This window comes from Xylanibacter ruminicola (genome assembly GCF_900107775.1).
Classification (GTDB): domain Bacteria; phylum Bacteroidota; class Bacteroidia; order Bacteroidales; family Bacteroidaceae; genus Prevotella; species Prevotella ruminicola_C.
Genome location: NZ_FNRF01000002.1, coordinates 127,129 through 139,291, shown reverse-complemented (window position 1 = coordinate 139,291; position 12,163 = coordinate 127,129). Strand labels below are relative to the sequence as shown.

Below are 12,163 nucleotides of genomic sequence, written 5' to 3'. Positions count from 1 at the left end.
ACCTTTAAGCCACTATCTACAGTCGTTCCTACAGAGTTCCCAGCCGCGTAGCATGGCAAAATAGTCGATGCTATTGGCGCCATTCTCCTGGATGGCCATGGCGGCACCAAGCATCATCCATCGGGCTGGTTGATCGCTGGGAATACCGATGGGTTCGTCGGCTCCAATGCCGGTCATCTTTGATACATTGGCAATGTACGATGCTGTATTGTTCTCGTGCGGTGGTGCCCATTTTTGTATGATGGTGCGGATGGTAAACAAACGGTACGTATGATAATAGGTACGCGTAAGCAACCAGAAGGCGGCACGCCACCCCCACTCCATGTTCTCGAACTGACAGAACGCTGCGTCCTGCTGCTGGGCTCGCAAGCCCTTCCACTTATCCTTGCTCTTACGGATGTTCAGTGGATTGTTATTACGAATTCCTCTTGGTGTTGTCATTTTACGGTAGTTCTTTTATAATTTTACGATACACGCCATAACTTACTTTCTTGATTACGCCATCCTCTTTCAAGCGCTTTAGAGCACGCGATGTGGCAGAATCACTCGTGCCAAAACTGTCCTTAAACTGCTGCGTATTAAACTCCTCAGGCAACTGGCGGAAACATTCCTCATAACGGGTAGTGCGGCGACGCTGTACAAACTCCTTGTTCTGATCGGCGAAGTAGTTGAATGCCATCTCGCCAAAGAAGAATTTCTGAGACTGATACTGAATGTCCATCACCACACGACAGAAACGCTTATCTGTCTCATCCATGGATAGCGTGTGGTGCTCCTGCCACTCGTCCCAATGGCGCATCAGGATAAAGGGCAACGAGATGCCGATGCCGTAGTACGGGATACGCTTTAGCAGCATGCGGTCGGCCTTGTCGCCGTTAAACTCGGCTATCTCCATCTTATCGGTCTGCCACTCATAAGTTTCGTCGTTCAGCGGTTCAATGGGAATCTCACCAGCCACCTTATCCAATCGGTAGGCCCACTTCTTCAACGTTTCTTCGCTACCCTCAATCACCTGTTGGTAACGCTCCACCTTGCCTTTATCGGGCAGAGGAATCACAGCCAGTCGGGTACTCATACCTGAACCAAAGTTACGCTGGTTCACCTTGCGATGCAGGGCATAAGGCGTGCCGGTATAGATAAAGTTCCAATACACGTTGAACATACCCGTAACACTCTCCTGATTAGCGTACATCTGTCCGTCCTCCTCGTTGTGGAAGGCTTTCAGTTCCAGTATCTCACGGTCTTTCCAATCGCCACCTTTGTTATTTTTAGTAACGTTGTCAAGTTCCGAGTCGAACGAGAACATGTGCAGGTTCAGCGGTTTGCCATCAATCGTTTCGATGGCGGCATTCATGTGGCGGATAAATTCACCGGTAGCCGTACGTGCCGGGTGTACGCGGATGCCTACAGCAGGACGTTTCAATGCCTCGCCCTTTTGCGCTTTGGTGCTGGTGGTGCGTTCCGTACGTCCCTCCTTATAGCGGTTCACGGCATCTATCAGGCAGCTGTCGGCTTGAATCATCGGGTCGGCTATCTGCTTGTAAAACTCCTCAATCATGTGCTTTCCAGCACCTGGATCGCCGATAATAAAAATGCAGTAATTCAGGCGACGCACAATCTTGGGTGCAAACCAGAAGTGGTACCAGGCTCGAGTCATCAGCGTTCCGAAAAGTGCCGCCGACGAGAACAATACCGCAGGCAGTTTATAGGGATGCACATTCACAAACAGCTCCTTCATACAAGGGTAAACATCGGCCATCTCCTGCAATTCCTCAGCCCACTTATCCAGCGGCAATTGCGCATAAACATCATCACTCCCGTCGGGAGAATTTACAGTTGGTTCCGAAGGCTCTAAGACCGCCTTCATCTCCTTTGAGATTTTTGGCAGCCAGGCCTTGCCCTTCTTGGCATTATCGTTCTCCTGTGCCGTTACGTAGTCGGCAGCATTATCCACGGTACGCTTCACATCCTCGCCGCGCTCTGCTATCATATCCTGTACCCAAGGCTGCACCATCAGCAGGGCCAATGTCTTAGCCTTGTCGCGGTCGGTCATAATATACAAATCGCGAGCCAGCACCACGCTGGCCTCATGCCTCGAAACCTCATCGCTGCTGGTAAATCGTTTTTTCCACCATGCTGCGATTATCGAGAGTAACGGCATGCCATTGTACGTCAGAAGCTCAGCAATCCGCAGGTAGTCTCCATCGCCAGCTGATAAAGCAGGTTGAGGGGTGGGCTTAATAGTAGGCTGGCTATGACCAGCATGATACTCATCATTATATCTTTTACCAAATTCTTCGTTTTCATACGTAATCAGTTTTTCTTCGTTAATAAAAATAATATCATCATTTGTAGTCAGGAACGCACCCCTTGAGGCATCCTTGCAGGCCTCATCAGGGTTCAGTCCCAGCTTTTTAGAGAACACGATCTGGTTGTCTATCAGGTTACCTATGTTTACATCTGCCATAAACACAACCTTCAATCCATGCCCCGATGGTGTAACATACACAAACAGGATCCTTGCCTTATCCTCGTCGCTGAGCTTGGCATAAGCTTCCTCCCAAACCTGGCGCACATCGCCCTCGATATGGTCAAAGTCAATGACGCACAAGCCATTCAGTCGGCATTTCTCCTGCTTTCTCCACATGCCCATTTTAGCAGTTTGCTCGCCAGTGAGTTTACTTTCAAATATCTTTGTCGACTCGTCGTACGTGGCAACGAATATCACAAACGGCAAAGCTTTCTTTTTCTTGTCGTAGGTATTCTTATCGCCTCGAGCCAGCGCCTCGCGGGCCTCTTTTACGAGAGCCTGCGTTCGGGGCGCCCTGATGAGCGCCCTGAACTGTTCGGCTGTTACTATTTCGGTTGGTAAACCAAAGCTTCGTTGATAGCAAAACATTTCGCAATTTCACTTGTTAGTTGGTACAACTGCTTCCTTACATCCAATACTCCTTCAACCTCGAATGTGAGCCAAGCCATTATCTGTGGATGCTCACCTTTAACAAAACAAACCTTCAGGTTGTCGTTGTTTACCAGATACTCGCCTTTCGGCAAGGTAGGTTCCTCGATCTCGATGTCCTTGGTCAGCTTAGCTAACTCCTTGCGGAAATAAGCAGCCTTATCAACTACTTCTTCAGGACATTTCAGTTCAATACAAGTCAGCGGGTTCTTACCCGAAGTCTGATAGCGCTTCGACTTCCCCACCTTCTTCACATCCTTCTGAGCCGGTGCTCCCTTCTCCTGTGGTGTTACCTCAATCGAATCATCATCAAACACTCGGGTGTTCGATTTGAAACTTCTGATGCACTTACGTTTCTTTACGTCTTCCATTTTACATCAAGCCGATTTTATCCACATAGATTGTTGTTGCCTGCATGGCATCACCCGTCTGCTGCGAGTTCCACTCACGAACCACCATCGAGCATTGCACCTTGTACTGACGCTGAGGGTCGAACTTAGGACAGTTCACCGCTCTCTCGCCGGTAATCTCACCCAGGAAAGTGTCGGTACCATCGGTCAACTTCAGCACAACTGTGTTGATCACCTTCTGCTCACCCGTTTTCTTGTCGGTGTACTCGCGGGTGTTCAATCCGCTCTGATTCAAAATTCTTACTGTTGCTTCCATAATTAATGTTTAATCTTTAATTTTTAAATTTTTCCATTTTTACATTTTCCTTGTCGCCTCGTCCTTAATTCCGAGTGCAAAATTATAGATAATGAAAACAAAAAAGAACGGAAAACAAAGGTTTCTCACAGACCGGAAACCTTTAGAAACCAATAAAAACTTATAAAAACACAAACCTGAATCTTTCGACGCTAATAAGCATGAAAAAAGGAGAGTTAAACCACTCTCCTATTCCAATTTTGTCGGCTTTTAGTATATAGCCCCGCATGATTCAGTATCTCCCATAGTTCCCCTTTTCGGCTATTCCCATAATCCGATATGCGTTTCTCTTTTACCCATCTGTTAACCACTTCGGTAACGCCACTCGACTTCATTCCGTCAATCTCATTCAGGAATCGCAGTACCTCTTCCATATTATTATAAAAGATAGGCATTAGTTTTTCTACCAGCTCGTTGTTTACAATATCCTCAGGTTCATCGTCCTCTTCCTGGCCGAGCTGTTCCATCTCCTTATTAATCAGATGCAACATCATATCAAGTTCGTAGATAGCCTTCTTCTGGTTAAAACTTAGGTCGCAATAATGGTCCTGTATATATTTACCATATTTGGCATAGTTGATAATAAGTAGCGTGCCATCCCAATGGAAATAATGCCTCCATTTGGCACACGAAATGATAAACTTCTCATTCATCTCAAAATTATAGGGCAGGAATCCCTTCAAGTAATCAACCCTCACTGCATTAATCTCGTCTTGCGAGGGCGTAGGTGCAAGGTACAGCACATTAGTTTTTAGCATCATTGCCACCTCCAGGGCCTGCAGTTCTCGCAGTTCTTTTAATGTAGGCGAGCTATGCTCGTATAGCCAATCATTAAATCTGCCCACCACACCACATTCACAGAATTTCTTTTTCTCATTAAAGAAAAACTGTTCGAAGGTGTTGTGATCAAATTCCCTCATAATTGCCCTAGTATCTTCAAGCTGAGATTTTAAGTTTAGGATGGCATCATTCAACTCATTCCGAATTTCATCCTTCTCTACCTTACTAACAATATTACCGCAACGCAACCAGAATTCGGCGTCATTCCGTAGTTTCGACAACAAGCAGCACATCTCCATCCTACGCCCCTGTTTCAAGTCAGCATTATACCCCGAGAGTTTCACGTTTACTTTCTCTATCAGTTCCATAAAGAAGCGCACAAACGTCATCTGCGAAAATTCGAGATAGAGTGTCATCTGATTTAATTCGTTGGCTATGGTTCTGATGTCGCTTATCATACCCTTTAGTTCTTTAAGATATTCCGGGGCAGCCATGTCGCCACCATTCAGGGCACCCCAAAGTTGAGCTCTTTCGAACTCATTAGTAATAATTTTAGTTTGCATAATGATATTGGTTTTATTAGTTATTAAAATATAATACTGCCGGCAAAGGTATAAAGAATAAATGAAATATAAACATTTTAGCCAATAATTCTTGGAATTGGAAAGAAATTCGTAATTTTGTACCCAAATAACAAACATTCAAAAACGATAAGCTATGATTAAGATGTATGTAATGGAGACTTGTCCCGACTGTGCTTATGTCGAGAAGCAAGTAGAAGGAAACCATAATTTTGAAGTGATCGACATCGGTAAGCATGTCAGAAACCTGAAGCAGTTTATCAAGCTTCGTGATACACATCCGGCTTTTGATGAAGCGAAGGCCGTGGGTGACTTAGGTATTCCCTGCTACGTACTGGAGGATGGCACAGTAACGCTCTACTCGAAGGATGTCGGTTTGGAGCCACGTCCCCAGGACGAAGGTGCTGCTTGTAGCCTCGATGGACGAGGATGTTAGGTATATAGAAAATGATCAACAACTTAAAAGGGAGCAACACCGCTGATGGATGTTGCTCCCAATAGTTTAAGATGCCACGTAATCACTTTATGAAACCTCGATAGCTTTCGTAACTTTCTCCTTAGGTTCGGTCTTTGGCATCGTAATCGTTAGGATGCCGTCCTCAACCTTAGCAGAAATCTTATCCTTTACCACATCATCTGGCAGCGTGTAGTTCTGCTCGTAGTTCGAGTAGCTGAACTCGCGGCGCAGATAATGATGGTGTTTGTCCTCATGTTTGTGTTCGGCCTTATTCTCAATGGCGATGGTGAGGTTGCCCTCGTCGTTGATGGCTACACGGCAATATTCTTTCTTTATGCCTGGAGCTGCAAGTTCCATGGTGTAGGCCTTCTCACTCTCCTTGACATTGACTGCGGGTGCTGTACTGTTGGCACGAGGCATAAAATCAGTGTTCAGGAAATCGTCAAATACTGTTGGGAACCAACTGTTTTTAAACATTACTGGTAACATAATCAATACCTCCTAATTATACTTTTAGTTCAACAATGTTATGAGTGCCTTTGCTTTTTAGCTCCAGCGCTCACCTACCAAAGTGCAATATACGTGCCCAGTGTCAATTTGTCGTATATATGTGGACAGGATGGCACTAAATTTAAACCATGATAAACATTGCTGCCAATTCTTTAAACTCGTTTAAACATTGACATTTAAAAACAGAAAAGCCTGTCATCACGACAGGCTCTTCTTTTTGGAAGTTATTCAAACATGTAGATATTTTGGCTAATGCAAAAAAAAATCCACCGTTGAAGGACGATGGATCGGGACCTAATGTTTTCACAACGGAATAATCCTTATTGTGATTTGCTAAAAATTAGTGCTGCAAAAATAAAGATTTTCTTATTAAGTACCAAACTTTTCAAAAGAAATATGTACTTTTGTGGCAGAAATAATTAAAAACGCTAAGAATTATGAAGAAAATATTAGGTCTTGACTTGGGAACCACCAGTATAGGATGGGCACTTGTCAATGAAAAAGAGAATGATAACGAGAAATCGGAAATCATACGTTTAGGCGTAAGAGTTAATCCCCTGACAGTAGACGAAAAGACAAACTTCGAAAAGGGAAAATCGATTACCACAAATGCAGACAGACGTTTAAAGCGCAGTATGCATCGTAATCTCCAGCGCTATAAGTTACGCAGGAAGAATCTTATTGCATGTCTTCTTGAACATCATATTATTACCGAAGATACACCTTTATTTGAACAAGGCAATAACACCACCTTTAAAACATACAGAGCCAGAGCAAAAGCAGCAACCGAAGAAATATCCTTAGAGGATTTTGCCCGTGTTTTGTTGATGATTAACAAAAAGCGTGGTTATAAGAGTAGTCGTAAGGTGAAAGATGGCGAAGAAGGCGAATTGATCGACGGCATGGAGATTGCAAAGCGCCTTTATGAAGAGAACCTTACACCTGGACAACTTCTATTAGACCTATATAATAAAGGTAAAAGAAACAGACCTACATTCTATCGTTCCGACTTACAAGCTGAGTTTGACAAGATATGGGAGGTACAGGCAAAGTACTATCCAAACATCCTGACGAATGACTTCAAAGACTCAATTCATGGTTTTAACAAGACTCAGACATCCGGCGCCTTTTATGGTGTACATCAGATATATACAGCCAAGAATAGCGGAAAGGAAGGATATGCTCAGTCACTCCTATGGCGAACAGAAGCCTTAAAACACCAGCTGGATATTGAGGAAGTTGCCTATGCTTTAGCCGACATTAATGGAGCTATCAACAACTCCAGCAAACGACTTGCAATGATTAGCGACAGAAGTAAGGAACTATATTTCAGCCATCAGACAATTGGCCAATACCTGATGAAGAGATTAGATGAGAATCCCAACAACAGTCTCACCAATATCATTTTCTATCGTCAGGATTATATGGATGAGTTTGAAACGATCTGGGAAAAACAAGCTCAATACCACCCTGAGCTCACCAAAGAACTCAAGAAGGAGATACGCGACATTATTATATTCTATCAACGCGACCTGAAGAGCTGCAAGAATCTTGTCAGCTATTGTGAGTTAGAACATACGGAAAGAGAAATAATTATTGACGGCAAAAAGAAAGTCATTCTTACAGGATGTAAGGTATGCCCCAAATCATCTCTCCTTTTCCAGGACTTCAAGATCTGGCAGATACTGAATAATCTCCAGGTATCTGTTGTTGGAACACAAAGAAAGAGGATAAAGAAAGATAAAACTCAGCTTTCATTATTTAATGATGCCGAAACAGGTGCGCTGAACCGATTTCTGACGCAAGAGGAAAAAGACATCCTCTATAATGAACTATCTATCAAAGATAAATTGAGCAAGAAAGATGTTCTCAAAATATTGTTCGACAATCCTAAGAATCTCGACCTTAATTATAAAGAGGTAGAAGGCAACAGAACGATGGCTACACTCTTTAAGGCTTATCAGGATATCATCAGTTTATCTGGCAACGGCGAATATGACTTCTCAAAGATGCCTGCAGAAGAGGTTCTGCCCTTAGTAAAGGAAATCTTCACAGGTCTTGGTTACAAAACAGACTTCCTGACATTCAATCCCCTACTCGATGGTAAGGCACTCGAGCAACAGCCTGCATACCGCTTGTGGCATCTGCTATATTCGTATACTGGCGACAACTCTGCTACAGGCAACGAGGCTTTACTGCAGAAAATTCAAGATATTTGTGGATTTGAGAAAGAGTATGCAACCATTCTATCAAATGCATCATTCGCCCTCGATTATGGTAGTTTAAGCGCTAAGGCTATCCGAAAGATTCTTCCCCACATGATGAAGGGATACGAATATAGCGAGGCATGCAAAATGGCTGGCTATAACCATTCTGTTCGCTCACTTACAAAAGACGAGTTGGCTAATAAGGATTACAAGAATCGCTTGGATGAAATCAAGCGCAACAGCCTCAGGAATCCTGTTGTCGAGAAGATTTTGAATCAGATGATTAATGTCGTCAACGAAATCATAAAGACCTACGGCAAGCCAGATGAGATACGCATTGAGATGGCCCGTGAGTTAAAGAAGAGCCAGGAAGAGCGAGAACTGCTGGATGCTGCCATCAGGAAAAATACTGCTGAGAGCGAGCAACTACGTAAGGAGCTCGAAAAAGAATTTGGAATACAACACGTTACGAGAAACGACATCCTACGTTACAAACTCTATAATGAGTTGAAGATAAATGGGTATAAGACTCTGTATTCCAATACATACATCCCAAGAGAAGAACTATTCAGTAAACGTTTCGATATAGAGCATATCATTCCTCAATCAAGACTTTTTGACGATTCTTTCTCAAACAAGACACTTGAAGCTCGCGATATCAATATCGAGAAAGGCAACATGACTGCATACGACTATGTAGCCGGCAAATACGACGAGAAATATTTAGCAGATTATGAAAGCAGAATAGAAGATCTGTTTGAACAAAAGGTTATTTCGAGAACCAAACGCAACAATCTGTTGATGAAGGAAGAAGATATCCCATCAGATTTCTTGGCACGCGATTTACGTGACTCGCAATATATTGCAAAGAAAGCCCGCGAAATACTTGAAGACTTGGTACCATTTGTAGTAACAACCACAGGTGCCGTAACAAGCAGGTTACGCGAAGACTGGCAATTAGTAAACCTCATGCAGGAACTTAATTGGGACAAATACGATGCCTTAGGGTTAACTGAGCGATATACCGATAAGAATGGAAACATCGTTAAACGCATCAAGGACTGGACTAAGCGTAACGACCACCGTCATCACGCGATGGACGCACTAACTATTGCTTTTACTAAACGAAGCTTTGTTCAGTATCTCAGCAACATTAATGCCCGCAGCGATAAATCAAGCAGCATTTATGGTATTGAACAGAAGGAATTGCATCGCGACGAAAAGGATCACAAACTTGTGTTTAATGCACCAATGCCTCTGAACGAATTCCGTGCCGAAGCAAGAAAACAACTTGAAAGCATTCTGGTATCTATCAAAGCCAAGAATAAGGTTGTTACCAAGAATATTAATAAGGCCAAGACTAAAGATGGGCATCAGAACAAAGTGCAACTTACACCTCGAGGTGCCTTACATAATGAAACTGTATATGGTAAGATTCAAAACTATGAGGCCGAATACAGAAAGGTTGATGGCAAGTTTACCGAAGACGTCATCCTTCGTGTTTCTAATCAGAAATGTCGTGAAGCCTTACTGAAACGCTTAGCAGAGTTTGATAACGACCCCAAGAAAGCGTTTACAGGAAAGAACAGTTTGGAAAAGAATCCTATCTGGCTTAATGCTGAACATTCTTATGCCGTACCTTTAAAGGTAAAGCTTTTCAAGATAGTAGATGTATTTACTATCAAGAAAGCTGTAGACAAAGACCTGAAGTTAGATAAGGTTATAGACCTCAAGGTGCGTGCTATATTACAACAGCGACTTGATGAATTTGGCGGTGATGCCGCCAAAGCGTTCTCTAATCTTGACGACAATCCTATTTGGCTGAACAAAGAGAAAGGTATTGCTATCAAGAGGGTAAAGATTAGAGCTAAAGTCTCATCTGACACCTCTGTACCACTCCATATCAAAAAAGACTTGTTTGGCAATATGTTAAAGGATGCCAAAGGAATCGCACTACCTACCGATTATGTAAATACAGCCAGCAATCATCATGTTGCCATTTTCGTTGACGAAGATGGAAACTGGCACGAACATGTTGTATCGTTCTTCGAGGCAACAGTTAATGCGCGATTGGGGCACCCTATCGTTGATAAGTACTATAAAAGTGAAGAGGGATGGAATTTCTTATTTTCAATGAAACAGAATGAATATTTCGTTTTCCCAAATGAAAAAACAGGTTTCATACCATCCGAAATCGACCTTATGGATCCAAAGAACTATCCTCTTATTAGTCCCAATCTATATCGAGTTCAGAAGTTCTCGAGTTCATTCTATGTCTTCAGACATCATCTGGAAACAAATGTAGACGAATCCAACGAACTAAAAGAGACTACGTGGAAAAGAATAACAAGTGTTAAGGGGCTTGAAGGTGTTATAAAAGTAAGAATCAATCACCTTGGAAACATTGTTAACATCGGAGAGTACTAGCCTATGATAAAGAAAACCCTATGTTTTAACAATCCTGCCTATCTCTCACTGAGAGATAATCAGTTAGTAATAAAATTACCAGAAATAGAAAAAGCGAGCAACCTCACGGACGACTTCAAAAAGTCCACTGAGGTTACTCGCCCTATCGAAGATATTGGCGTTCTGGTACTAAGCCATGCACAGATAACTATAACATCTGGCGCTCTCGAAGCACTTTTGGAGAATAATTGCGCAGTCATCACCTGCGACTCCAAGTCGATGCCAGTTGGATTGCTTTTACCATTAGTTGGTAACACCACTCAGAACGAGCGGTTCAGAGACCAGTTGAATGCTACGCAAACAACTATGGCAACAAACCATACAATACAAGATACGTAACCAAGCAGCCATACTCGCACAGTGTACAGAGGCAGAAACTAAATGCATGCAAGTATGGGCCAACGAGGTTCGAAGTGGTGATCCTGATAATCTGGAAGCTCGCGCTGCAGTATTTTATTGGAAAAATCTGTTTGGTAACATACCTGGATTTATCCGAGACAGAGAAGGTGTAACACCAAATAATCTACTAAACTATGGCTATGCCATACTTAGAGCGGTCATTGCTCGTTCATTAGTAGCAAGCGGACTACTACCTACCCTTGGAATTCACCATCACAACAAATATAATGCATATTGCTTGGCAGATGATATCATGGAGCCATATCGTCCGTACGTTGATCAGCTCATTTATGATATTGTAGAACAATATGGCGAAGACATCGAATTGTCGAAAGATATCAAGTCGGAGTTGCTTTCTATCCCCACTCTCGACGTTGTTATAGCTGGCAAGCGCAGTCCGTTGATGGTTGCGGCATCGCAAACCACAGCTTCTCTTTATAAATGTTTTAGTGGTGAACTTAGGAAAATAGCTTATCCTGAGATAACATGAAATCAAGAAGATTTAGCGAATATAGAGTTATGTGGCTCTTAGTATTATTCGACCTACCCACAGAGACGAAGAAAGACATCAAGGCGTATACAAAGTTTCGTAAACGCCTGATTCAGGATGGCTTCACTATGTTTCAATTTTCTATTTATGTACGACATTGCGCAAGCATGGAAAACGCAGAAGTGCACAGAAAACGTGTAAAAGCAATTCTACCAGAATTTGGAAAAGTAGGCATCATGTGCATTACAGACAAACAATTTGGTAATATCGAAATATTCTTTGGTACCAAGCCTCAACAACCCAATGCACCTGGTCAGCAACTCGAATTGTTTTAATAATTTAACTCTGCTTATATTTATTTAAGCTGGCGGCATCCTTTCTTACAATAAAAAGAGCCTAAAAACAGAAAAGGAGAATTTTGCAACTATAACAAAAATCTCCCTTCTCTCATAGACATTTTTTGTTTTCTAATTTTCTTTGCAACTATCTCATTATCTGCAAGATAACTAATTCGAGATGTCTATGACAATGCAAAGATACTAATTTTTCAGCAAATCACAACAGAGTTGGCTCTATGGCGATATACAGAATAGATGTCTATGACAATGC

General features: G+C 42.6%; 10 protein-coding genes and 1 pseudogene. 4 read left to right on the top strand and 7 right to left on the bottom strand.

The genetic code is table 11. The features are described from left to right. Nucleotides 1-12 precede the first annotated feature (12 nt). The 5 genes from BLU97_RS04680 to BLU97_RS04660 all read right to left on the bottom strand — a co-directional run bounded on the left by BLU97_RS04680 (nucleotide 13) and on the right by BLU97_RS04660 (nucleotide 5,007). Complete coding sequence (locus BLU97_RS04680) at nucleotides 13-441, bottom strand: hypothetical protein (RefSeq protein ID WP_074760487.1); 429 nt, start codon at nucleotides 439-441, stop codon at nucleotides 13-15. Between the two features lies 1 nt (nucleotide 442). Next, the gene (locus BLU97_RS04675; RefSeq protein ID WP_074760486.1) at nucleotides 443-2,899 is read right to left on the bottom strand and encodes a BT4734/BF3469 family protein; all 2,457 of its coding nucleotides are present in this window, start codon (nucleotides 2,897-2,899) and stop codon (nucleotides 443-445) included. Then, nucleotides 2,857-3,330 carry a hypothetical protein gene (locus BLU97_RS04670; RefSeq protein ID WP_074760485.1) on the bottom strand — a complete coding sequence of 158 codons (474 nt, stop codon included), beginning with the start codon at nucleotides 3,328-3,330 and terminating at the stop codon, nucleotides 2,857-2,859. Before BLU97_RS04670 ends, BLU97_RS04675 begins: the two co-directional genes overlap by 43 nt. 1 nt (nucleotide 3,331) lies before the next feature. Next, complete coding sequence (locus BLU97_RS04665) at nucleotides 3,332-3,625, bottom strand: hypothetical protein (protein ID WP_139208820.1); 294 nt, start codon at nucleotides 3,623-3,625, stop codon at nucleotides 3,332-3,334. Nucleotides 3,626-3,840: 215 nt separating this feature from the next. Then, nucleotides 3,841-5,007 (bottom strand): hypothetical protein, encoded by a 1,167-nt coding sequence (locus tag BLU97_RS04660; RefSeq protein ID WP_139208818.1) that lies wholly within the window; start codon nucleotides 5,005-5,007, stop codon nucleotides 3,841-3,843. Nucleotides 5,008-5,161: 154 nt separating this feature from the next. Here BLU97_RS04660 and BLU97_RS04655 point away from each other — a divergent pair, with 154 nt between their 5' ends. Further along, the gene (locus BLU97_RS04655; protein WP_074760483.1) at nucleotides 5,162-5,461 is read left to right on the top strand and encodes a glutaredoxin; all 300 of its coding nucleotides are present in this window, start codon (nucleotides 5,162-5,164) and stop codon (nucleotides 5,459-5,461) included. A gap of 87 nt (nucleotides 5,462-5,548) precedes the next feature. Here BLU97_RS04655 and BLU97_RS04650 read toward each other — a convergent pair whose 3' ends face one another. Next, nucleotides 5,549-5,959, bottom strand: coding sequence for an Hsp20/alpha crystallin family protein (locus BLU97_RS04650; RefSeq protein ID WP_230580845.1), 411 nt, complete (start codon nucleotides 5,957-5,959; stop codon nucleotides 5,549-5,551). 154 nt (nucleotides 5,960-6,113) lie between these two features. Continuing rightward, on the bottom strand, nucleotides 6,114-6,299 hold the full coding sequence (locus tag BLU97_RS15755) for a hypothetical protein (protein ID WP_139208814.1): 186 nt from the start codon (nucleotides 6,297-6,299) through the stop codon (nucleotides 6,114-6,116). A gap of 130 nt (nucleotides 6,300-6,429) precedes the next feature. Between BLU97_RS15755 and cas9 the strand changes: the two genes are divergently transcribed. The 3 genes and pseudogenes from cas9 (at nucleotide 6,430) to cas2 (ending at nucleotide 11,889) form a co-directional block, all read left to right on the top strand. Next, nucleotides 6,430-10,626 carry a type II CRISPR RNA-guided endonuclease Cas9 gene (gene cas9, locus BLU97_RS04645; protein ID WP_074760482.1) on the top strand — a complete coding sequence of 1,399 codons (4,197 nt, stop codon included), beginning with the start codon at nucleotides 6,430-6,432 and terminating at the stop codon, nucleotides 10,624-10,626. Nucleotides 10,627-10,629: 3 nt separating this feature from the next. Continuing rightward, nucleotides 10,630-11,554: pseudogene (gene cas1 / locus BLU97_RS04640) on the top strand (type II CRISPR-associated endonuclease Cas1). Next, nucleotides 11,551-11,889: a CRISPR-associated endonuclease Cas2 gene (gene cas2, locus BLU97_RS04635; protein ID WP_074760481.1), complete on the top strand. Its 339-nt coding sequence runs from the start codon at nucleotides 11,551-11,553 to the stop codon at nucleotides 11,887-11,889. The pseudogene cas1 and the gene cas2 overlap by 4 nt, the downstream one beginning before the upstream one ends. Nucleotides 11,890-12,163 lie beyond the last annotated feature (274 nt).

Excerpts from the sequence above, each read along its gene's own strand:
- BLU97_RS04680 (WP_074760487.1), bottom strand. The coding sequence starts at position 441 with ATGACAACACCAAGAGGAATTCGTAATAACAATCCACTGAACATCCGT.
- BLU97_RS04675 (WP_074760486.1), bottom strand. The coding sequence starts at position 2,899 with ATGTTTTGCTATCAACGAAGCTTTGGTTTACCAACCGAAATAGTAACA.
- BLU97_RS04670 (WP_074760485.1), bottom strand. The coding sequence starts at position 3,330 with ATGGAAGACGTAAAGAAACGTAAGTGCATCAGAAGTTTCAAATCGAAC.
- BLU97_RS04665 (WP_139208820.1), bottom strand. The coding sequence starts at position 3,625 with ATGGAAGCAACAGTAAGAATTTTGAATCAGAGCGGATTGAACACCCGC.
- BLU97_RS04660 (WP_139208818.1), bottom strand. The coding sequence starts at position 5,007 with ATGCAAACTAAAATTATTACTAATGAGTTCGAAAGAGCTCAACTTTGG.
- BLU97_RS04655 (WP_074760483.1), top strand. The coding sequence starts at position 5,162 with ATGATTAAGATGTATGTAATGGAGACTTGTCCCGACTGTGCTTATGTC.
- BLU97_RS04650 (WP_230580845.1), bottom strand. The coding sequence starts at position 5,959 with ATGTTTAAAAACAGTTGGTTCCCAACAGTATTTGACGATTTCCTGAAC.
- cas9 (WP_074760482.1), top strand. The coding sequence starts at position 6,430 with ATGAAGAAAATATTAGGTCTTGACTTGGGAACCACCAGTATAGGATGG.
- cas2 (WP_074760481.1), top strand. The coding sequence starts at position 11,551 with ATGAAATCAAGAAGATTTAGCGAATATAGAGTTATGTGGCTCTTAGTA.